Source organism: Dyadobacter sp. HNCC25DJ184 (assembly GCF_056895215.1).
Genome location: NZ_JBXHAQ010000014.1, coordinates 168,647 through 191,945 on the forward strand (window position 1 = coordinate 168,647; position 23,299 = coordinate 191,945).

At 42.6% G+C, this 23,299-nt stretch carries 13 protein-coding genes; 7 read left to right on the forward strand and 6 right to left on the reverse strand.

Annotated elements, in window-relative coordinates; translation table 11 throughout:
- Positions 1-17 precede the first annotated feature (17 nt).
- Together AC1XUD_RS20285 and tamL are read left to right on the forward strand one after the other, a co-directional pair.
- Positions 18-4,991, forward strand: a complete 4,974-nt coding sequence (locus AC1XUD_RS20285; RefSeq protein WP_483362849.1) for a translocation/assembly module TamB domain-containing protein — start codon at positions 18-20, stop codon at positions 4,989-4,991.
- Complete coding sequence (gene tamL / locus AC1XUD_RS20290; protein WP_483362850.1) at positions 4,988-7,261, forward strand: translocation and assembly module lipoprotein TamL; 2,274 nt, start codon at positions 4,988-4,990, stop codon at positions 7,259-7,261. The genes AC1XUD_RS20285 and tamL overlap by 4 nt, the downstream gene beginning before the upstream one ends.
- Before the next feature lie 56 nt (positions 7,262-7,317).
- Here tamL and AC1XUD_RS20295 read toward each other — a convergent pair whose 3' ends face one another.
- Complete coding sequence (locus tag AC1XUD_RS20295) at positions 7,318-8,004, reverse strand: hypothetical protein (RefSeq protein ID WP_483362851.1); 687 nt, start codon at positions 8,002-8,004, stop codon at positions 7,318-7,320.
- A 39-nt stretch (positions 8,005-8,043) separates the two neighbouring features.
- On the reverse strand, positions 8,044-9,912 hold the full coding sequence (locus AC1XUD_RS20300) for a M61 family metallopeptidase (protein WP_483362852.1): 1,869 nt from the start codon (positions 9,910-9,912) through the stop codon (positions 8,044-8,046).
- Between the two features lie 884 nt (positions 9,913-10,796).
- On the opposite strand from AC1XUD_RS20300, the gene AC1XUD_RS20305 reads away from it, so the two are divergent.
- The gene (locus AC1XUD_RS20305; RefSeq protein WP_483362853.1) at positions 10,797-11,426 is read left to right on the forward strand and encodes a hypothetical protein; all 630 of its coding nucleotides are present in this window, start codon (positions 10,797-10,799) and stop codon (positions 11,424-11,426) included.
- A gap of 139 nt (positions 11,427-11,565) precedes the next feature.
- Here AC1XUD_RS20305 and AC1XUD_RS20310 read toward each other — a convergent pair whose 3' ends face one another.
- Positions 11,566-12,126 carry an ExbD/TolR family protein gene (locus AC1XUD_RS20310; RefSeq protein ID WP_483362854.1) on the reverse strand — a complete coding sequence of 187 codons (561 nt, stop codon included), beginning with the start codon at positions 12,124-12,126 and terminating at the stop codon, positions 11,566-11,568.
- A 569-nt stretch (positions 12,127-12,695) separates the two neighbouring features.
- Here AC1XUD_RS20310 and AC1XUD_RS20315 point away from each other — a divergent pair.
- Entirely contained in the window at positions 12,696-15,263 is a 2,568-nt protein-coding gene (locus tag AC1XUD_RS20315; RefSeq protein ID WP_483362855.1) for a TonB-dependent receptor, read from the forward strand.
- Between the two features lie 81 nt (positions 15,264-15,344).
- Here the strand turns inward: AC1XUD_RS20315 and AC1XUD_RS20320 are convergent, their stop codons facing one another.
- Both AC1XUD_RS20320 and AC1XUD_RS20325 read right to left on the reverse strand, forming a co-directional pair.
- Entirely contained in the window at positions 15,345-17,333 is a 1,989-nt protein-coding gene (locus AC1XUD_RS20320) for a hybrid sensor histidine kinase/response regulator (RefSeq protein WP_483362856.1), read from the reverse strand.
- 168 nt (positions 17,334-17,501) lie between these two features.
- Positions 17,502-17,846 carry a winged helix-turn-helix transcriptional regulator gene (locus AC1XUD_RS20325; protein ID WP_483362857.1) on the reverse strand — a complete coding sequence of 115 codons (345 nt, stop codon included), beginning with the start codon at positions 17,844-17,846 and terminating at the stop codon, positions 17,502-17,504.
- Between the two features lie 224 nt (positions 17,847-18,070).
- On the opposite strand from AC1XUD_RS20325, the gene AC1XUD_RS20330 reads away from it, so the two are divergent.
- From AC1XUD_RS20330 to AC1XUD_RS20340, 3 genes are all read left to right on the forward strand, one after another.
- Positions 18,071-18,295, forward strand: coding sequence for an SDR family oxidoreductase (locus AC1XUD_RS20330; RefSeq protein WP_483362864.1), 225 nt, complete (start codon positions 18,071-18,073; stop codon positions 18,293-18,295).
- Between the two features lie 226 nt (positions 18,296-18,521).
- Positions 18,522-19,409 (forward strand): SDR family NAD(P)-dependent oxidoreductase, encoded by an 888-nt coding sequence (locus AC1XUD_RS20335; RefSeq protein ID WP_483362858.1) that lies wholly within the window; start codon positions 18,522-18,524, stop codon positions 19,407-19,409.
- A 75-nt stretch (positions 19,410-19,484) separates the two neighbouring features.
- A complete protein-coding gene (locus tag AC1XUD_RS20340) occupies positions 19,485-20,303 on the forward strand; it encodes a helix-turn-helix domain-containing protein (protein WP_483362859.1) in 819 nt (272 codons plus the stop codon).
- A gap of 17 nt (positions 20,304-20,320) precedes the next feature.
- Here the strand turns inward: AC1XUD_RS20340 and AC1XUD_RS20345 are convergent, their stop codons facing one another.
- A complete protein-coding gene (locus tag AC1XUD_RS20345; RefSeq protein WP_483362860.1) occupies positions 20,321-22,963 on the reverse strand; it encodes a patatin-like phospholipase family protein in 2,643 nt (880 codons plus the stop codon).
- Between the last annotated feature and the right edge of the window lie 336 nt (positions 22,964-23,299).

A 23,299-nucleotide genomic window follows, 5' to 3' on the forward strand; every position in this document is an offset into this window, starting at 1 on the left:
TAAAAGTCTGCAAAGGGATGGTGAAAATGCGAGCTGTTTTAAGATCCCTGAAAGTGCTCCTTCTCACAATATGCATTGTGGCTATTATCGGCCTCACGCTAGTTGTTGGAGGGGCTTCTTTTCTGTTGTCAGACAGGGGAAATGAATGGGCACGGGCACATCTCCAAACTTATCTCGCCAAAAAGTTTCGTACCAGAGTCACGATCGGGCGGCTGTATACGACAGGTATCAACTCGCTGACAATTAGCGATTTTGTACTGTCAGATCAGGAAGGCCGCCATTTGCTTTCTTTGAAAAGGCTATCCGCGGAAATCCAGTTGGGATTTCTATTTAAAGGCAGCAAGTCCATATTTAAAAGTATAGACCTGATTCAACTGCAGTCGGTTATTTTACATAAAAAGGAACAGCAAAACTTCAACTATCAGTTCTTGCTGGATGCACTTGGCGACGGCAATAAGGCAGATGATCACAGCGAGTCGGGCATAGCCTGGCTAATACCTGAAAGGATAACTATCCGGCAGTTATCAGTAATTTATGACGATGAAAAACAGAATGACAAGGCGACCATATATCTCGCGACGCTTCGTTCGAATCTGCATATAGTCGATGAAATAATTCCTGCACAATGGGTACTTGAAGATTTTCTACTGGACTCAGCAAAGGTGAATATCACTTCGGGAAATTACAGACAAGAAAAGCAGGTAACTGATAATCATGATATTAGCCCCTGGCCGCAACTGATTCAAGTGTCAAAGGCAGAAATCCTGCATTCCGGATTTCGAATGGAGAATTCAGGTCAGGGACTTTCTGTTAATTCGACACTCGGACGGTTTTTTTTAAGGAATGGATACTATTCTGCACCGGACCAGAAAATCAGCGCAGGCCTTATTATTGGCAATGATCATTTCACAGCTATAAAAACCAAATCGGGTGATCAGACTAATAATGGTATATCCGGTTCTAAATCGGAGCAACTTACGATCAAAATTGATACGCTTTTAATCAATAGGAACCGTTTTTCGCTGAACATAACGGACCGGAAAAAATATCGTGACAAACGTTTTGACGCATATCATAACGACTACAAAAATATCAGTATATCTGCCACTAACCTGAAGTACAACGAGAAAGAAATAGGCGGGATATTCGGTAAATTGTCACTGTCCGATTCGAGGGATTTTAAACTCCAGATTGCAGCTAAAATCAGTGTTACCGACACGGTGGCAAATGTCAATAACTTTTCCGTGATAACTAAGCGGAACAATGTTCATGGCAGCGCAGATTTGCACTATGACTCAATGCAAAAATTACTGTCTGATCCGTTGTCGACCCGCTTTGCCGCCAAGCTTGATGCAAACGTACTCAATCTGCTGGAGCTCACGTATTTTCTACCTGTTTTGCTTCGATATGAGGAAATAAAACCGCTATATAAGCAGAATATCAAAGCCAAATTCTCTGCCCGTGGCACACCCGAAAATATTCGGCTGGATAATTATGATATCAGGACGAATCATAACCGACTGGTGGGAAAAGGCGAGATTCATGTTCCGGAAAATTCCAACACATGGCTGAAACTGGATGTTTCAAGCGCAACAACCGGCAAAAACGGACTCAATGAAATCTTGGCAAAAGGCGTTTTGAACGACAATATTTTTAACAAAATCCCCCGATTTGCACGCCTCAAAGGTAATATCCTCATTACTTCGAAAGAGTTAAGACCGGACCTTTCACTAATATCCGATATTGGCCGGATTCATTTGAAAGGTACATTGCATTCATATACAGATATTAACAGAATAGCTTATGATGTTGATTTCCATTCCAAAAGATTGCTATTAGGAAAGCTGGTTGGCGACACACTTTTAGGGCCTTTTTCCTTCCGCAGTCATGTTACAGGAACTGGACTCTCTGATCTTCAACGAATGAAATTCGAAACGACAGGCTTTGCCGATATAGCCAGTGTGAGCGGCATTCCTTTCAGATCTATATCCTTTAAGGGAAGCTTGAAGGATGGACAACTCTACTCGAACATAGGCTCCCAAAATCCTGACTTGAGTTTTGACCTATCCCCGAAAATTTCTTTCAACAATAACAACCAATTTCTGAAGGTCGAAGGTGTAATAAATAATGTGAATCTTCAACAATTGGGATTGGTTGATGATAGCCTCTCAATCAGCACATTAGTTACCGGGGAACTCAAAAAATCCTCTCTTGATACGCTAGTGGGAGCAATTACCCTGTCCAAAATAAAGTCCGATGTCAATGGCCAGACTTATGAGATTGATTCTGTTTTTTTGCGGGCCGATTATCAGAATGGGCAGCAGATCCTGAGCCTCAGATCTCCTCTGGCGGATATGGACATGGCGGGCAGATTTGGAGTGACTCAGATTCCGGCATTTTTGAGAAATACAGGAAAGGCCATTCTTTTTAGCGAGCCGTTTTCGGATTCGTTATCTGTTGAAACATTGGACGCTCAGGGTAATGTACATATTCCCCTCGAAACGCAGTCGATGATTGCTGCGCTTGACTATGTTACGCCATTTCAATTTAGGCTGCATTATGATAAGTCAGCGAATTCCTTCGATTTTAAAACTGATATAGACTCCGTGGCGGCGGAAAAGATTACAGTTGACTCACTTCATGTGGCCGTTCAATCTCGTCGTGAACCCGCAGGCGATCTTTTTACTTCCTATTCCTTTGCGGCCAAAAGTGTAATTGGCAAATCGGTCTTGCTTCCCGAGGTTTCGTTAACCGGAAGTATTCGTGAAGGAATTCATGACGGCCTTCTTTCGATAGCAAGTTTGAATGATGATTATTTCCGGATTCCATATCTGTTTTATGCTCGTGACAAAAACCCCTTCTTGTCCATTCAGGACTCGTTATATCTCAACGGCGAGCGTTGGAAAGTCAGCGAGGAGAACGTGATTCATACTAACCTGAAAAATTTTGGCGGTTCCCGGATTGGTCTTAGAAATGGACAAAAAACACTGACTTTCGAAACAAATGATACAGATTCGGAAGGGCTTCCATATCGCATTAAGGTGGCGAATTTCGATCTCGAAACGCTGTTTTCGTTGATGAAAACAGATACATCACTGTTGGCGGGAACGGCTAACGGAGCAATCGTCTTAAAGCAATTGTCCCCTCTTGGACTGACGGTCAATCTCGGCATTCAAGACCTGGAGGTGAAGAAAGTGCCGGTTGGTAATTTGACTACTGAAATTCGAAGTCTGTCCACCGACGACTATGCCGTTATAGCAACACTCGACGCCGGGACCGGAAGATTGGCTGCTGACGGAAAATATAATATCAGCCAAAAGACAGGAGATATTGATATCGATTTTAATGCAATGCCGATTGAATCACTGGGTGAATTTGTAAAAAGCGATATAGACTCATTGAAAGGCAGTTTATCGGGGCGAATGAAATTGTCCCTCGATTCAACCAGCACAAATATCAACGGTTTTTTAAACATCGATTCCACATCATTTGCTGTCAGGAAAACAGGCGGTCAGTTTCACATCGTTAGAGGTGGCCTGGATTTTTCAGGCGATAAGATAGTTATTCGCCCAATTGAACTCAGCGATAGAAAAGATGGCCACGGAACCATTACGGGCTCGGTTGACGCCAGCAATTTTGAAAAACTTTCCTATCGTATTAAGCTTGAGACGACAAAATTGAACGCGATCAGCGATCTGCGAAGTAGACAGCAGCTCGTTTATGGCGAAGGTAAGACGAGTGCAAACCTCGAATTAAACGGAAATCTAAAAGAATATAATCTGACCGGACAAATTTCGCTGGACGAGGATGCTAATATTTTTTATAAAAACGCGTCCGTTCGTACCGACGATTTTGGGGAGGGCTTACTGGAATTTCGTCAGCCGGTTTTGAGTGACGGGTTGAAAACTACCATCAATGGAAAGGCGAGTGAGGAGAGGATAAACGGAATAATCAATACAAATCTGACCGTTCCCTCTGGCGCCACACTTACGCTGATACTTGATGAATATACCGGCGAAAAAGTAGTCGCGCACGGCAAATCCAATCTGAACTATTCGCAGCACGAGGGTGGGGAAACGCAGCTGAACGGGAAGTATGAGGTATCGTCGGGAACCTATACTTTTAGTGTTGGTAATAATATCAGGAAGGAGTTTTCAATAGATAACGGAAGTACAATACAGTGGCAGGGAGATCCGAATCAGCCAATCAGCGATTTGACGGCGACCTATAAGGTTACAACTTCGGCAGGTATGCTTTTGCAGGGGCAAAGCACGGATACCGAAGCCGGCAAAAAGAAATTCGAATTTCTGGTAAAGCTGAAGTTAAAAGGCAATATAAAAAAGCCGGAGATCACCTTTGAGCTGGATATGAATGAGAAAGATCAGGACGCTTACAATGGGGTTATTTATTCCAAAATTAAAGAAATCAACGGCGAGCCGTCTGAGGTCACCAAGGAAGTAATGAGTTTGCTGGTTCTTAATTCATTCATGGGCGACAGCCCCTTTGGTAGCCTGAATCAACTCAGTAACACCAGTCTCGAAATCGGAGCTTATAATACGATTGGCAATGTACTGACGACCGAGCTGAACAATATGCTGGCGGGTATGGTCAAAGCTGTGGATATAACGCTGGGCGTTAACTGGTCAGAATCTGCCGAAGCAGGCAGGTCTTCGGCCAGGTCCGATATCAAGCTGGGTTTGGGGAAATCCCTTTTTCATCACAGACTTAATTTATATGTTGGTAACAACTTGGGAATTGAAACGCTGTCCGGTGCCAATTCGGGTCTTTCCGGCCTTGCCAATGATGTTTCTGTGGAATATCTGCTGAATGCCGAGGGCAAATATCGAATCAAAGGTTATCATATTCGCGACAATGCATTGACTCTTCATGGAGAGCATATGGAAACTGGCGTCAAATTCATCATTGTATGGGATTTCGACAGCGAGAAGGTATTTTCCGAAAAACGAAATCACAAAAATATTGCGCAATGAGGTTGTCCAGGCATTTCCAGTTGGGATGGTTTATGTTGGCTTGGATTACGATCGGGTGTAGCGTTACACGAACCATACCCGAAAATGACTATTTGTATAAGGGAGCAACACTCACTGCCGTAGATGCATTAGATCCGGCTGTGCTTGGTTCTACGAAGAGAAAACTTGCCAGCCGCAGTAATAGCCGATTCCTTGGGATACCTTATAAGCTTATTGTTTTCAATATCCTATATGGCAAAAAAAAGGACGTATTGCCGAAAAGAACGCTTTTGTTAGCGGAACCACCCGTCTTATTGAGCCAGATTGATACAGTGGAAATGCTTTCACGATTAAGACAGCACTTGTTTGGTGCGGGATATTTTAACTCAAAAGTGTTAGCTTCCGCTGAGAAACAGGACAAGACAGCCGTAGTTAATTATGAGGTGAGCGCCGGGAAACGCTCGGTGATCGGCAATATTATATATCCCAAAGATTCTACTACTTTTTTAAATGCACTCAGACTCACTGCTGACAGCTCGTTGCTGCACCGCGGTGACTATATTCAGCTGGATGTGCTCACCAAAGAACGGGAGCGTATCAATGAAAATTTGAAAAATCGGGGATACTTTCTTTTTAACCCCGACAATATAGCCTTCCGGGCTGATACGATTGGAGAAAACAAAACCGACGACATTTATGTGTTTCTCAAACCCGGTCTTACAGAGAAAGCAATGAGCCCGTGGACGGTTGGAAAGATTTTTGTGCATAACAGTGACCCCTTCAACCAGGACTCTCTGAGTCGTCGAAAGGAAATTGTGAAACGATTGAACGTCAAGGGAAAGCATGAACAGGTGGCTGGTTTTAATATGCGTGTTTACAGGGATGCTCTTCTGTTAAAAAATGGAGAAATCTACAGCAAAAAGAATCATTTTCTAAGTATACAGCGGATGCTGAACCTTGAAACGTTTCAATTCGTAAAGTTTTCATTTACCCAAAATCCGACTGATTCTATTAATTTTCTGACCACGCACCTTTACGTCACTCCACTCAAAAAGTACCATGTTAAATTCGAAGCCTCAGCGGGTGCAAAAGGGAATAATTACCTGGGTACAAAGCTCACTTCAAGCCTGTTTAATAGCAATCTTTTCGGTGGTGCTGAAAAGTTGACACTAGAGATTCAGGGCGGGGCAGACTTGCAGTTTGGAGGAGGGAGGCTGGGGATCAATTCTTTCAACTTTGGTGGAAAACTAAGTTTGGCACTTCCCCGTTTAATACCCGGATTTCGAATCAGTGGCGGATTGAACGGCGCGTTACCCGAAACCAAACTTTCACTGGGATCAGTATATTTCCACATTCCGCAATTGTTCTCGATCAACGTTGCAGCATTAACGCTTGACTATAAATTCAGATCCAACAGGACGGTCGAACACAGTCTTACACCTTTCGATATCGGGGTTTTCAGGCTTAATAAAAGCTCTCCCATTTTCGATTCGGTATTGGTTCTTGTTCCATCGTTGCGGCAAACGTTCCAATCTCAAATCTATGCGGCGACTTCTTATGGAGTATGGCTCGACAAACCGGCTGTGCCGGGTGCCTGGCTGAAAGGTGGTATGGGTTTCAAATTAAAATCCAGCGGAAACCTGCTTGGCTTATTGATTCCCCGGGACCCGGATCGTCAAAATGAGCGGAGTATTTTTGGCCTGCCGATATCTCAGTTTCTAAAATTGGAAGGAGAAATAAGGGGATATATGAAAGTCGGAGCCAGTAATGTGCTGGCTGTCAGGACGTCGGTTGGTGTAGGCGTGGCTTATGGAAATTTGCAGACACTACCTTATAGCGAACAATTCTTTATTGGAGGAAGTAACAGTCTTCGCGCATTTCGATCGGGTAGGGTCGGGCCGGGGAGCTTTCGTTCCACAAATCAAGTTCTGAGCAATGTTGAATATGGAGATTTCAAATTGGAGATGAATGGCGAATGGCGGCATTCGGTCAATTCGCTGATTAAACTAGCGGCTTTTATCGACGCAGGAAATATCTGGCTTCGAAAAGATGATCCGACAAAACCCGGAGCCAGCCTGCATGACGCTTTCTCTGAATTGGCTGTCGGCGGGGGAGCAGGCCTTCGGTTTGACTTTTCGCTGTTTATTTTGAGATTCGATCTTGCTTTCCCTTTTAAGAAACCATGGTATCCCAAAGGACACAGGTGGGTTTTGGACGAATTCAAGTTATCAAGCCAAAACTGGCGAAAAGAGAATCTAATTTTGAGCATCGGTGTCGGTTATCCGTTCTGATGCGTATGTTATTATCCCGGCCCAGCTGAATTATCAGGCAGACCGGGATAATGTGTTTACTTTTTGAAATTCGAATATTCAAAAATGGTAGTACTATTGGCGTCTTTCCCCAATATCTTGATGATCATATTGAGATAATCTTTTTTGGGCAAATACCTTTTGTCAGCCTCGATCCAGTCGAATTCGGTATATGTATTCATCTTACTCACATTGAATATTTTTATTTTTAATGGTTTCTCATTGATGCCCTCAGCCTTTACTATTTTTCCTGTTTTGAGGTCAATAGTCAAATAGTTTATGAAGTCTTTTAAAAAAGCATTGTCTTCAACGAGGGAGGTAGGGTCGATCTTAGAGCTGATTACCAGGTTGTTGGCATCTTCTTTGTCGATCTTGTAGCTACTGTCATCTATTTTCGGAGTTGGAAAAGCCGGCTTACTATGCTCTTTAAGAAATCTCTTTATTTCGGTTGAACTGGGATCCTGATCGTCAACAGAAATGACCGTCCAACGTTGATCTTCCGCTTTTGAAGCATCGTAGTGTGCCAGCGTGATTTTCTCCTGGCCTTCCGTTACAACCGTTTCCTTCAAATCATAAGAAATGTCGGTAGGCTTGTCCCGCAATTTGGGATCCAATATACTTTCGTCAATTTTATACTTTGAAAGTGCGCTTACAACCACTTCCTTTTGGGCCATGGCGTGGCTGCCGACTATCATAAAAAGCAAAGGGTAGAGAATCCGTTTCATTTTGAATTGGTTTGGTTTTACAAAGATCATATTCATTCATTAATTTTTTAGCCAGTTTTTATTCAGTTCCCGTTTCGAATCGTCCCTGAATCGATATCCGTCCCCGTCCTCATAATTCAGTTTGACTTTGCCCGTTAGCTCAAGGTCTTTGCCTTCTCTGTTCACTTTTACTGTGATCGGGCTGCCTTCGTCAAGATCATATCCGAGGTAAATGATAGAAGTCGGATCACTCATATTAATTGGTATACCGTTGATGTTCACGAAGATGTCGTTGTCTTTGATACCCAGTGTATTGTAAAAGTTATTGGCAGAATCAGGCACGCTGGCCAGCATATGAGTGCTAGAGGAATCCATTTTAACATATGGAATATCATTGCTTATAAAAACAACCGGTTCGGGAAAAGAGACGATTTCTTTTTTAAGACCTACTTTTGCGAAATACATATCGTAGCTGATCCTTTCTCCTTTCTCCACATGATTTTGTAGAAACTCACCCACTTCCGGATAGGTGAGCTGCGTAATAACCGGGATTAATTCCGCATCATCGAAAGGTTTCTCAGGACCATATTTTTTCGACAACTCGCCCATTAACCAAAGCAGTCCTTTTTCTCCATTGCTTTTCTCCCGGATGATGATATCAAGGCACATGGCAATCAATGCACCCTTTTCGTATACGTTCGGATATTGCGCTTTCATCTTGCTTTCCAAAATGTTCTGGCTCATATCTGTAAAGGACAGGTTGTCTTTGTACTGGTGCGAATTTTCGATTTTCCTGGCCATCAAATCGTAAAACTGATCGTCAGTAATCAACCCTTGATTGGCCTGGAAAAAATTGGAGAAATATTCCGTCACACCCTCGTAAAACCACAGATGGCGACTCATTTTCGGAGCATTAAAGTCGAAATACTGGATCTCTTTGGAGTGCACTTTAAGTGGAGCAATCGTGTGAAAAAATTCATGACTGATTACATGAATCAGATCTTTGCTTTTCATAGGCTCTCTGAACACCGCCGAAGTGGAATTGTTATGTTCCAATGCGCCTATACCTTTTGCGTCGTCGTTCGCTCCAGAGGATATATAATTTAGAACCGCGTATTTTTTCGTGTCATTAATTTTCCCCAGGAATTTCTTTTGGGCCGTAATCATTTTTTGAAGGTCGGGGCGCAGATCGTTAGCGTGTGTCTTTCCAAATCTTGAATAAACACCCAGCAATACTTCCATTCCATCAACCATAAATCTGGCTGTGTCGGGTGCTGCATACATGATTGGGTTGTCAACCACATCCGGATAACGGGCAATATGGTAGCTGTCCGTTTCTGTGGTATTGTCAGTGTCCACTAATGCCGTTGTGCCGTACAACCCGGCCGGATGGGTAATGGTAATATGATAAGGCTTTTCGAGTTGATCCGTGAAATAGCCGACAAACCCGGCCATATTAATCATAAACTGCTTTCCGGCGTCGATATTGGTGCCGGCGGGAGAAAAGATCTGTTTGCTGTCTTCTGAAAAAGTGTCGCTTCCATCTTCCGAATCGAAAGTGTCGTTTACCAGATAAGAGATATATGCCAATCGCGTCGCATCTTCAATTTTAACTGTGTTTGAATCCGTCCGGGAAATCTTTAATTCGGCACCACTTTTATCAAAAGCTTTGATGTCGTCCACATATCTCCCATAGTCTGCAATTGCATATGTTCCGGGTATAATTTTCGGAAATTGATAAGTTACGGTTGACGTTTTTTGAACAGGAGGAGTAACCTTTACACGGACTTGATCATTTTCAACATGAACCAGGTCAATGGCAACACTTATAACATCTTTTGAGGACGAATTACCTGGTTGATTTCTGGATGTGGAACACGCACAAAGTCCAATCAGGATTAATGCAGAGCGTAAAATATTGTTAATCATGTAATTTATATTAATGAATGAAGCGATTATTGTTTGATCAAAATGCTGAGCAAATGTGATTCAAAACATCGCATCTCTCAAGACCTGGGAATTTCTTATTTGTGAATAATGATCCTATGATTGTGACTATTTCATCGAATTTAATTTGATTTTTTTGAAATTGTATTTAGAATATTTCACCGCCCTATTCTCCCTGATTTCATTTATCATTATGAATAATTTACAGATCCAATGCCTGCTGATGTCTTATTTTGTGTGAAAATCTGTAGAAAAATGGAAGATATGCACTGTAAAACGGAGACTTGTATTCTACAATTTTCTTAATTTTTTATATGAAAATTGTAAGTTTAAAATTGGGAAAATAGATGTAGCGAGTTATACTCTGACCAATAGCGGACAGGAGAATTTTGATAACTTTTTATAAATGGGAGAGCGTCTCGTAACGTTGAAATCAAGCCATTGATTGTATTTTCCTGCTAAAGTTAAGGCGTTTTTTATATTCTCAGGTGAGACTAATTTAAACAACAGGGCGATAGTATTCGTCAGGCGCAACACAAGGTGTTCTACATATAGTTTCAATGAGGCGGATGCTTCGATAATACAAATGACTTGTGTGTATAGTATTTTATTTTTCATGCTAAAAAAGTAGTTGAGCAGTGAGTGGTTTGGCTATTGCCGGGAATCTAAATCACAATCGTTCGGTATTGTATATCGATTCTAGCCTACACAAACTAATCGAAATAGTTTTTAATAAAAAAGCTTTTTGTTGAAAAAGTGGTAGTTGAATCACTATTTTGCGGGTAGATTTTCTTTGCAATAGTCTACGCACGTCAGTTACAAATTTGTGCACCTTTTCAAATTCGTTCAGACTTTCTTGATCTCAAATGATGAAAAACTTAAAAAACTCAGGAATAGCTTTATTGATTCTAGTGGGCGGGATTAATGCCTGCTCAAGTGATAAAACACGGTCAACGGAAGAAGCTATGGGGGATACTACCGTTGTTGATACTTCCGCAGTAACCGGGAATGACATCCTTCAATCCGTTCATTCGGGCGATACGTCAGACTTGTCCGAAACCTCGGATACTTTAATTATTGGTAAAATCCGAAATGCTCTTCCTGCGATTCTAGAAAAACAGCTTGTAGGAATTGATCCCAAAGATCGCCAGTTCTCCTATTTTTTGACTGATCTGAATGCAGATGGAAAAAATGAACAGTTTGTTTGGTTCAAAGGGATGAACTGGTGTGGTTCAGGAGGTTGCACAGCAATACTTTTGTCAGACGAACAGAAGCTTATCACCTATTTTACTGTGATCGATTTTCCAGTTACAATACTCGAGGAGAAAACTAGTGGATGGAAAAATTTAGTAGTATATAGTGGCAGTGCGAATCGGCTTTTGAAATGGAATGGCGCGAGTTATCCAAAGAATCCTTCTGTGGCACCGAAATATAAGGAGAAAGTGGGGGAGGGGAATACCTTCGCAGCAATGCCGGAGAAATGGTTTACGTTCTAATCAGGAAACTAAATTATAGCCTCTAAAACCCTTAAACGCCAGGTTCTAGTAGTCTGGCGATTAAGGGCTTTTGATTTTTAAACGAGTTGATGAGTAATAATATGGATTATACAAATGGTATTGATATAAAGCAGATGTGTTATTTATTGCCTAAAATCCTGTTTCCAAGAACTTTTCGTTCCGATTCTGTGAGGTTATCTACCAGCGCATATCTCCTTGATCTGGTAATGGCCATTTCATCCAGAGCGTCTACCATATTCTTATAACTGGAAGTGGCGGTCGGTTTTATTACGACAATGAGCTGACTATTTTTTTCGTCATGGTTTGTAAGACTGACCCGTTTTTGGGAAGCAAAAATCGCAGTTCTTAAATCCGTCCCATAGTTTACAGTCTTTAATGAAGAAGTGGCTTTGGAATCATCCGCGGCAATTCCATCCAGGTAATAAACTTTGTCATTTGCACCTAGAAATAATGTTAGAACCCCGGACGCTCTGACCGGGTCGGTTTGAATGTCGTCCACAGGAATTGCAACCGTCATGGACGTGGGTTTAGTCATGGTCGTCGCGAGCATAAAAAAGGTGATCAACAAAAAGCCAAGATCTACCATCGGCGTCATATCTACACGGGTTGAAAGCCTTTTGCCCCTGATTCTGAGGTCGCCATGAAGTTGTTTGCTGTCGGATTCTGCGATTGCTGCCATATTCGTATCTAGGTTAAAGTGATTCTATGAAAAATCATGCGTTGGGTAATTGCATTCTCTCATATCCATCGTTCCAAATTCGTAAATTTAATCGGTTAATTAAATATATAATTAAATTGTATATAAACACATCAATACAGTGTTTTTTTTGACTCCCGTAACTTTTTGTAAATTTTTCTTTCGAAGAAATGACAGGTCGGCAACGGAGCATGAAACTGATCAGGCCACTTTTGTGGATATGCAAAAAAGCCCTCGGTAGTCTCCAATCGCCATATATGTTTGTGTTTGGAGGTGTAAGGAGTAGCATGAGGCTCATTTTCTTTACTACTACTCAAAAACAAATTGGTGAATTTTTATTACCCTACTAGTTCTATATACTATATAAATTTTATACATTTGTTGCCATGTATAAAAGGACACTAAAAATGAAATCGATTTTCGGACTTACAAAAGGTTGTTGTTGCCAGTAGCATATTATTCGGATCAGCCGAACTTCCGAATTGGAAACGTCCAACTAGCAACCATTTTTAACAGTTTTGAGAAACTCAGAAACCACCAACTTCAATAGCATGAAACAATTTTTAAGAAAAACCACCTTTCTCGCTGTATTTTTCTTCCCACTATTACTATCGGCACAAAACGCACCAACAGTGAATGCTACAGTCGCCGGGAAAGTACTCGACTCACGCAACGACGAAGCTTTAGTTGGCGCGACCGTAACCATTAAAGGAACCACCAACGGAGCTGTTACAGATGTAAACGGAGAATTCGGACTTGTTACAGGTCAGAAATTGCCTTTTACGCTTGTCGTTTCTTATGTTGGTTACATTAAGAAAGAAGTCGTAATCGATGGTAGCAAAGTGGAGATTAAACTGGATGTCAATTCCAATCAGCTTGAGGATGTGATTGTTTCTTCCCGCCGTCGTCAGGAGTCGGTGCAGGAAATTCCAATTCCAATTACCGTTATACGCGGGGCAACTGCTGAGGATGCAGGTGCGTTTAACCCCAACCGTTTGAAAGAGATGATCCCTTCGGTTCAGCTTTACTCATCCAACGGACGGAATACAACCCTTAATATTCGTGGAATGGGTTCATCTTTCGGTCTTACCAATGACGGTATCGACCCGGGAGTTGGGTTTTATGTAGATGGCGTTTATTATGCTCGTCCAGCTGCAACAGTTATCGACTTTGTTGATATCGATCAAATTGAAGTACTTCGCGGACCACAAGGAACCTTGTTTGGGAAAAACACAACCGCAGGAGCCTTTAATATCACAACCCGCGCTGCAAGTTTTACGCCGGGAGCAAGTTTTGAAACAAGCTACGGAAACCTGAACTATATCCAGGCAAAAGCCTCAGTAACGGGCCCTCTTGGTAAAAAGCTTGCGGGTCGTCTCTCGTTTTCAGGAACTCAGCGCGACGGTACACTTTACAACCAAACTACGTTGAAGCCTGTAAATACGTTGAACAACGTAGGGTTCAGAGCACAGTTGTTGTACACACCGAACGATAAGGTAAACATCACTTTTGCAGGAGACAATGCGCGTCAAAGACCGGATGGTAATGCGACAGTAGTGGCAGGGGTTGTAACTACAAAACGTGCCGCGTATCGTCAGTTCAACAATATTATTGCGGATTTGAACTATAAATTGCCGACAACCAATCCCTTCGACAGAATTACAGATGCGGATTCTCCATGGAGAGTTAACAATGATTTCGGTGGAGCGTCGGTGAACATTGATGCAAAAATTGGAAAGGGTAAATTGACATCGACTACAGCATGGCGTTACTGGATATGGGATCCTTCCAATGACCGCGACTTCACTGGTTTACCGGTTTTGACGAAATCTCAGGGTAATTCAAGACACGATCAGTTTACGCAGGAAGTTCGTTATGCTGGCCAGTTCACAGATCGGCTAAGCGGTGTTTTTGGAGTATTTTTGATTAATCAGGATTTGAAATCAGATCCTGTTCAAACGGAAGAATCTGGTTCTGCGCAGTGGAGATTCTCGCAAAGTTCGACTAGCCCACTATGGAAGACACCTGGTTTGTTTGATGGTTTTGGAACGCACACTACCTCGAGATTAAAGACATTCGGCGCGGCAGTGTTTACTCAGTTTGACTGGGCAATCACAAATTCGCTTCACTTACTACCTGGTCTGCGCTTCAACTATGACAAAAAAGATGTGGATTACAACAGACAAACCTACGGTGGTTTGCAGACAGATGATCCTGCTCTTATTGCATTGAAAAACTCGGTATATACCAACCAGGCATTCAAATTCAAAGTGAACGAAAACAATTTCTCTGGCCAGGTAACACTTGCATATAAGCCAAACAGAAACGTAAATGCGTTCGCTACTTTTGCGAACAGTTACAAGCCGGTGGGTGTGAACCTCGGAGGTCTGCCGACTGCCAATGGGGCGGTTCTGATTGACCTTGCGAAGGTAAAACCTGAATATGTGACACACTATGAAGTGGGGGTGAAAATCAAACCTACACCTCAGTCTAATATAAATGTGACACTTTACAATACAGACATTAAAGATTACCAGACGCAGGTACAAACTGCGGAGGTCGGGGTTAACAGAGGGTATCTTGCCAATGCAGAAAAGGTACGTGTGAAAGGAGTGGAATTGGATGGAAATCTGAGAGTTACGAACAATCTTTCATTCACGGGAGCAGTTTCCTATACGGATGGCAAATATGTTTCATTCAAAAACGCTCCGGTTCCATTGGAAGAAACGGGGGGTGAGTCAGCCTTTAAAGATATTTCGGGTGGCAGACTACCAGGTATATCAAAATGGGCTGGTTCATTGGGTAGCGAAGTTTCTACTGGTGGTAAGATGATCAGTTTGAAAGGGCGGTACTTCCTTGCCTTGGAAGGTTTCTACCGTTCAGAATTCTCATCCAGCTCTTCGCCGTCTCAATATTTGAATATTGATGGGTATGCGATCATCAATGGAAGAGTTGGTTTCCGTGCTTCAAACGGTATCACAATTCTTGTCTGGTCCCGTAACCTTGGAAACAAAAATTATTTTGAGCAGCTATTGCCTGCAGCAGGTAACGCTGGTCAATATGCGGCAGTACTTGGAGATCAAAGAACTTACGGTATGACGCTGCGTTATTCTTTCTGATATTTCTCCTGAAAAAAATAAGAGCCGCCATGAGGGATTTAATTTCCCTTGTGGCGGCTCTTATTTTATTGGAATTGGAAGTCAAACCTCCAACGAGTCTTCCGTCAACTGATAAAGAATCTCCCATAATTTTTCAGGAGCAAACGGCTTACTTAGAATATAGTGGATATCCATTTCAGCCAGCCTTTCCCTTACATCTTTCATTATATCGGCCGTAAAAATGACGATATGCGTTTTTGGATAATGCTCTCGAGCAAATCCAGCAACCGCATAGCCATCAATTTCGGGCATATGTAGATCGAGCAGTAGCACGTCATATGGCTGCTTTTTAAGGGATTCGATAGCGTCCTGGCCTCCAAATACGCAATGAGGCCGGATTCCGAAATACTCCAGTTGCCGAGTTGCAACCATCATATTGATCTGATTATCTTCAACGAGCAACACACGCAGTCCGATGAATTTATGCTTTTTGTTATCGAGCGATTTGATGTTTTTATCCGTTACTGGCTGATCCACTTTATTGGGGATTTCAAAAATCAAATCGAACGAAAACTGGGTGCCTTTTCCTGGCGTACTGGCCAGACTAATCTTACTGTTGTGAAGTGCCAGCAACTTTTTAGTGATTGTAAGTCCCAGTCCCGTTCCAGAATGTTTGCGGTAAGCACCTTGATGTACCTGCTTGAAACTCTGGAATATAGTTTCCTGAAATTCATAAGGAATACCAATACCCGAATCAATTAACTCAAAATTGATAGTCGCTTTGTTCGCCTCCTTTTGAAGTAGCCGCAACTGGATCGATACGCCACCATGGTCCGTAAATTTGATGGCATTGCTGATGAGATTGTTTAGGATCTGTCCAAGCCGAACTGAATCAGCGATGATTATCTCCGGAATTTCGGGGTCAACAGTGCTGGTCAGGGTAATTACTTTTGCTTCTGCCAGTGCCTCGAACTGACTCGTGATATTACTGATCAAATTCCGGATATATACTTCGCTCATAATGAGCTCCAAAGCACCGTTTTCAATTTTAGTCAGATCTAAAACTTCATTCAAGAGCTCGAGAAGATGGTTGCCGCTAAAAATGAGGTTGTCTACATAAGCCTTCTGGTCATCAGTGTGGTTCAATTTCAGCAAGTTGGAAATACCAATAATACCATTCAGCGGCGTCCTGATTTCATGACTGATAACGGAAAGGAAATCCGACTTTGCCTTGAAGGCGATCTCAGCGGTTTCCTTGGCCTTTATCAGCTCGAGTTCATTTTCTTTTTCAGCTGTAATATCCCGAACTACCCCCCTGAGCATTGTGGTTTTATCGCCTTTAACGATAGGAAATCCTATCGCCCTAAGCCACTTTTTATTACCTCGCTTTGTCTCTAGCGGCAGTTCAAAATCAAAAGGTAAAAAGTCATGAATGGCTTCTTGCGCCTTTTCCATCATAAATAGCCGGTCTTTTTCCGCCACAATAGCCATTTCGCTTAGTCGGCCGGGCTTAAAATCGGGCTCGAGGTCCAGCAGCTCATGTGTATGAAGCGTCCAGAAAAACTCATTAGTTTGGACGTTATATTCCCATCCTGCAGTCTGGTTCAGCTTCTGGCTAAAATGGAGTAGATCATTGGTTCGTTCAAGTCGTTCCTTAGTTTCCCTTAAGGCTTTGTCCGCCAATTTTTGGGTCGTAATATCCTGAATGATCAAAACCAGTACATATTCCGATAGATTCTTTGACTTAACGACAGGTCTGATCTTGGCTCGGAACCAGCATTCTAGGTTTGGATCCAAGTGTGGATAAACCACTTCCCGACTTTGTCCGGTAAGAATTACTTCATCGATGGGGGATGAGAACAAATTATACAAGTCTATTGAAACATCGTCGAGGGTTCTTCCCAAAAGATGTTCCTTTGGTATGAAGAGTAAAGACTCATCGTGACACCAAACATTTTTGAAAGTCTTGTATCCGTCAATTTCAAAAACAATATCTTCAATGGAGGCGAGAAGGGTCTGCAAATGCATCGCCATGTCATCCGTTTGACTTTCGGGGTCGACAGACTCGTCTTGATAATAGTGGTCGGACATAACTAGCGTAGCGATGAAATTTCAAAATAGTTTGAGCATTGAATCTAATAGAGGCGTAAAACTATTTCACAGAAAAATAGTGATAAAAAGTAAATTTTCTCAATAATTCTTTATTTAACCAGAGATGTTGGATTTAATATCCTAGATAAGGGGCTATTTTAATGAATATCATTTTGTTGCCGATTTTTCAATCACCGCTTGCCTGTGCTCTCTTCCCCAATTTATCATCGATTCGATGATGTTTCCGAAAGACTTGCAGTACTCCGTCGGTTCATATTCGATTAAAACAGGAATATCTGCATAAACCGTCCTTCTGACTAATTTATTCATTTCCATTTCTTTTAGTTCTTTGGACAACATTCTTGTAGTAATTCCCGGAATACTGCGTTCGATTTCACGAAAACGTTTATTGCCATTGCAAATTGAATTGATGATCGGAATCCTCCACTTTCCCCCAATAAAATAAAGGGCATCCTGCAGTGCGCGAAGCTCTTCCGTTTGGACTCTGTTCATTTCCTTAACTGGATATCTGATATACTATGTAATACTGATTACAAAATTATACCAATTTCAAAATCCTTTTGTAGAAAAAACAGACTTAATAATTTTAGAGAAAAAGTAGCAATCGCAACAGGCGGAAATGGTGGAATTGGCTATGCAACCGCTAAAGAATTAGTCGCACTTGATGCAAAAGTGATTATCGGAGGGAGGAGAAAGGACGCAATTTAAGCAGATCCATTGCTGCAAATGGGAATAAACCCAACAGCTCTGTATATCATGCCATCAAAGCAGCTTTGAATTCAACTGCCAAAACATCGGCTTCGGAACTGCCGCCGAGAAAGACCAGGGTGAATATCGTCAGTCTCGGGCCTACGAAAACGGGGGTACTCAACAAATCAGGGATGGACGAGGCGACTTTACAGCAATTGTTTGATACGCTTACGATAGGATCCCACTCATGAAAATGGGTGCTGCGGGAGACGTTGAAAAGCGGGTATTCTATTTAAAGGTTGAAAACGCAGGTTTTATTACCAATTTGGAGTTTATCCTGGACGGAGGATTTATGTTGTGAGTTCAACCGTCCCCCCGATACGCAAATGAGCTTTTGAACCAACTACTTTGAGCTTTTCAGCCAAGTCCAACCTTTAGTTGTAAACTACTTTTGTATTGCATTAAAACAAAAACAAAATGACAAAAGTATGGTTTATTACAGGTAGCTCCCGTGGACTGGGGCGGAGCCTTACAGAAGCAGTTTTAGAAAACGGAGACAAAGTAGCGGCAACGGCGCGGAATATTAGTCAGCTGGACGATTTGGTAAGTCAATTTGGCGATCAGATATTTCCGATAGAGCTGGATGTTACTAATTCCGAACAGATTCATGTCGCGGTGGAAAGTGCCGTTGTCCATTTTGGCAGAGTCGATGTACTCGTTAATAACGCTGGTTTTGGAATTGTAGGAGCGGCAGAGGCTTATACTGATGAACAGGTGCGCAGCCAACTGGAAACAAATTTATATGCACCGATTGAAATCACCCGGGCCGTTTTGCCGCATATGCGTGAGCAGGGAGGAGGACGAATTTTGCAGATCAGCTCAATAGGTGGGAGGGTAGGTAATGCCGGTTTGACGATGTATCAGGCTGCAAAGTTTGGTTTAGGCGGATTTACTGAAGCCCTGGCGAAGGAAGTTGCACCGTTGGGTATATATGTTACGAGCGTTGAACCAGGCGGTTTCCGTACCGATTGGGCTGGTGCCTCAATGTCATATGCATCTCAAATCGAAGGATATGAGATTGTGAACCAGCGGGCAGATTTCTTTCAAGGTGGAAATTTCATTCCGGTTGGTGATCCGGCGAAAGCGGCAAAGGCAATGTATGCATTGGCATCGCATCCTGCACCACCTGTACACTTGGTTTTGGGTAGCGAGGCAATCGGGATTTTGAAAAGCGCCAATGAGGCGCGTGAAGCTGAAATGCAGGAATGGATGAATGTTAGTTTGTCCACCGATCACGATGATTCGGTTGACTTTCTTGGTACGGCGGAAGGTAAGTGGTATATCGCTGGCGTTCAGAGAAAATAATATCGAACTTAAGGCCGGGCGACATCAAGGGTGAGAATATACCATGATGTCCCTCGCTTTTTTATATTTTTGAATATGGCCGAATTAAAATCAAATAAACAATCAGGTATTGCATATTCCTGTTACTTCAACCGCAATCGGGAAGGAGAGCAGTTCACGTCCGAGCATGTACTGAGTTATCAGATATCGGGAAAGATGACGTTGAATAACAGTGACAATGAATATATCTTCGAGGAAGGCGATTATCGGTTTGTCCGACGTAATCAATTGGTCAGATTCGTGAAGCAGCCACCACCAGGAGGGGTGTTCAGCTCTCTTTCCATTTATCTGGATCAGCCGACTTTAAGAAGTTTCAGTATGGAATATGGCTATCAGTCAGAAACGGTTAAACGCCGGGAATCGGAGGGTGTCCTGCATCTGAAAAGTAGTGCGCTGGTTAAGAGTTTCATGGATTCGCTGTTGCCATATGTGGAAGGTGATCAACTGATTAACGAGCAGCTTCAATCGTTGAAACTTCGTGAAGCGATTATGATCCTGCTGCAATCAGATCCGGCAATGAAGGATATACTGTTCGATTTTAGCGAGCCCGGCAAAATCGACCTCGAGGCTTTTATGAACAAAAACTTCCAGTTTAATGTGCATCTCAACAGATTTGCATATCTGACCGGTAGGAGCCTGGCGACTTTCAAACGAGATTTTGAGTATATCTTCAGTAGTTCCCCAAGCAGGTGGTTGCTGCAACGGAGATTACAGGAAGCTCATTATCTGATCAAAGAAAAAGGCCACGCACCTTCAGAAGTATATCTGGAAACTGGGTTTGAAGACCTCTCTCATTTTTCGCATGCTTTCAAAAAAGCTTATGGAATACCACCGTCCAGACTAGCGAAACATTGACATCGGGAGTTTTCAGTTTACTCCCGAAGCTTGCCATATCTGTTATATGCCTCTTCAAATATCCAGACATACACCCCATAGATCACCATAACGGCTGCAAATAGAAAAGCAATGCTGAACACGGTTACAAAACCGGTAATAATGGCTTTCTGTAATGAGAAGTAGTACTGGGACTGAATTTTGTGCATAGCTCCAAGTGCAATTATAATCGCCAGGCCAATAAACGACCATTTAACCGGCTCCTGTAGACCGAGCAATAATATGCCTTTGAAAAAAAGATTTTTGCTGAGCTTTAACTTTTTGATCGTTTCCTGCGCCTCTTCGGAATCCGTCATTTGTTTTTCTATTTTCAAAAAATCCCATTCTATGGCTGGCGAAGTTTCGTCGTTCAGTTTGAGTTTTGTTTGCTGATAGCCGCTGTACATCAATCCATAAGCTTCTGTGTCGTGAAATGAGTCCAAGTCCGTTCTTATTTCGGATAACGCCTGTTGCACATTGATCAATACACCATATTCTGTCAACGCTGATTCGTCCTTTTCGGTGAAATTGTACATGATTTTTCTGGCCGGATCGTCACAATGTTTCCAGTTGACAGGCTTACTTTGCAGGCCGTCTTTCAAATGTATTTTTACCAATTCCCGGATCTGTGTGGTCTGGCTTCGCTCCTGAATATCCTTGAATTGTAACTCCCGCAACCGCTCCTGTAAAATGGTATCGGCTCGATAAAAAACCCCTCCCATTCCTCTGGTAGGCTTTGAATTTGTGCCCATCTGACCGCTGGCGTCGCTGATAATCATATCATTGCATTCCTGTTCGATCAACGCCCCAATTCCCTGATTATCATGTAGTCCTCCATCAACGAGCTGCAGGTCGACTCCTGGATACAGGTCTTTCAACATTAGCGGGGAGAAAAGTACCGGTACACAAGATGACGCACCCACGGCATATCCCAATCGAAATTTTTGATATTCCTTTGGGGCATCTGAATAATACATCCGTCGCAGTCGAGGTTTGACATCGATATCTGTCTGTATCGCGCCTGGTGGCTCGCCCATCCACGAGGCCGTAAACTGCCAGTTGTGACCCGTATTCAGACAAGTGGCATTGAGCACCAGTTGCGGAATTTTGTTTTTACGATGCCAGTTATCCGTCGCTAACCTGAAATTCTGTTCTCCCGCCGGGTTGATATAAAGATCGTGCATATAGATCGGCTCATCGTCGTCATTTTTGCCTAAGAGATCGTTGTACAGATACTCTTCATACAATTCCGCAATCCGGTGTGTTCTGGAATAATCTTTCTTATAGATCATTTGAAGCGTCTTCCAGGGATCGGTAAGCAATTTGAAGCGGAGGTTATGCTGCACGCCTTTGAGAAAATCGGTTTCGATTTCTTTTACCAAAGCAATATAGTCTTCGCGAGATATGGCCGAGTCTTCTTTTTCTTCGAGCAATAATTTCAGTTTCAGATAATAATATGCACCAATTATAGATCCTCCCGAAACGCACGAAATTACTTCCACCTCTTTGAGCCTGTCAGCTTCCGCCAATGCAGCCAGAACGCCGATATGGTAAATAGAAGCACGGAAACCGCCGCCTGAAAGGGCCAGTCCAAGTTTCCCGTCCTTTTTGATTTTGGCTTCTGTAGTCCCGCCATCCAGTTCCCGGAATGTATTGATACAATCGTTGATTTTACGAATATCTATGTCAGTGGAGATCCTGCCGAGAATATGGTCTTTAGGGATATTTTCGGTGTTGGCCAGAATGTACTCTTGCTGAAACAATTGCAGGTAAGCAATGACAAGGAGCTGTTGGTGAAATGTCCTTGCCTCCCAGGCAATGCTCTCATTATCAGGGTCGTCCTGGTTTGCGTTTTCTGATCTGCTTACATTGATATATTTCAGGATATAGCTTGCCGCTTTGTCGTATTGCCGAGTCCCAAAATAAGCCTCTGCGATGGTTGGATATACCCATTTGTCAAAGTGATTCTTGAAGTCTTCGGAAGTTTCATACTGGGTCAATACGGCAATAATATGCAGCCTGACATTTTCCGCTTCCTGCAATCTTTCGACGATACCAGGCGTGATATTGGTGACTTTTCCATGTTCTTCCAGCATATCGACCGCCATCAATTCATTCAGATAGGCATAGTTGATCGCAGTGAAACCAAGGTCATTAAATCCTGATTTCTTATCCCACAATGCACCACCGTTTTTAATATACTCAGCCCATTCATCGTACCCTCTTTTATAATAGTAACGCGAAAGAACCAGGTTTTTGAACTGATGGTTATATTGCCACTTCCTTTTATAAATTGCACCCGCAAGTCCCAGCGTCTCACACCTTCTTGAGGTCGACAGGTCATCAACCAGATTCAGAATATCCAGCGCCTTTTTAAATTTGAGCGATGAGGGGAGCGATTGGTCTTTGTAAATGTATTTGGCAAGCGTCTGTTTGTCCTTCAACGGCACCGGAATACCCACGGATTCGGCCATGGTAATTTGCTCCAGCAAAATTTCAGAAGCGTAATTAAACTGATCTAGTCCTTCGAGTTCGGTGGTCAGACTTTTGAGTTCTTTCAGGGAAAAATGTTTACCATTTAATGCCAGTCTGGCTTTTTCGATTACTTCTATCTTACGCTTCGTGAGTACCGGGGTTTTCATAACGTTGTAAAGGGTTTGGGTTAATTCCGGATATCCATCAGTTTTCAGACCACTTCATCCACACCAAAATCCGACTAAACCGCGCAGGTTTGTTGGAGCGTGTGTTAATAAGAAATGATTGTAATGGAAAAAACGGAACTCTTAACGGATAGTAGACTGGATGCGACCTGTAATATAAAGATTAAGGTTGGAAGAGGCAAGAGCTATAAGGGGCTTTTATTGAGTGGTTTAAAGGGGGCGCTTGGTAATAATCTTCCGCACCAGAGTTACGCACTGGTGGTGGTGTTTTGGGGAATTCGTGGATGATCCGCGGTGCGGCTGTAAATACGCGCAGAT

Coding starts and splice junctions, on each gene's coding strand:
- AC1XUD_RS20335 (WP_483362858.1), top strand. CDS start 18,522: ATGACAAAAGTATGGTTTATTACAGGTAGCTCCCGTGGACTGGGGCGG.
- AC1XUD_RS20325 (WP_483362857.1), bottom strand. CDS start 17,846: ATGAACAGAGTCCAAACGGAAGAGCTTCGCGCACTGCAGGATGCCCTT.
- tamL (WP_483362850.1), top strand. CDS start 4,988: ATGAGGTTGTCCAGGCATTTCCAGTTGGGATGGTTTATGTTGGCTTGG.
- AC1XUD_RS20340 (WP_483362859.1), top strand. CDS start 19,485: ATGGCCGAATTAAAATCAAATAAACAATCAGGTATTGCATATTCCTGT.
- AC1XUD_RS20320 (WP_483362856.1), bottom strand. CDS start 17,333: ATGTCCGACCACTATTATCAAGACGAGTCTGTCGACCCCGAAAGTCAA.
- AC1XUD_RS20345 (WP_483362860.1), bottom strand. CDS start 22,963: ATGAAAACCCCGGTACTCACGAAGCGTAAGATAGAAGTAATCGAAAAA.
- AC1XUD_RS20310 (WP_483362854.1), bottom strand. CDS start 12,126: ATGGCAGCAATCGCAGAATCCGACAGCAAACAACTTCATGGCGACCTC.
- AC1XUD_RS20305 (WP_483362853.1), top strand. CDS start 10,797: ATGATGAAAAACTTAAAAAACTCAGGAATAGCTTTATTGATTCTAGTG.
- AC1XUD_RS20315 (WP_483362855.1), top strand. CDS start 12,696: ATGAAACAATTTTTAAGAAAAACCACCTTTCTCGCTGTATTTTTCTTC.
- AC1XUD_RS20300 (WP_483362852.1), bottom strand. CDS start 9,912: ATGATTAACAATATTTTACGCTCTGCATTAATCCTGATTGGACTTTGT.
- AC1XUD_RS20285 (WP_483362849.1), top strand. CDS start 18: ATGGTGAAAATGCGAGCTGTTTTAAGATCCCTGAAAGTGCTCCTTCTC.
- AC1XUD_RS20295 (WP_483362851.1), bottom strand. CDS start 8,004: ATGAAACGGATTCTCTACCCTTTGCTTTTTATGATAGTCGGCAGCCAC.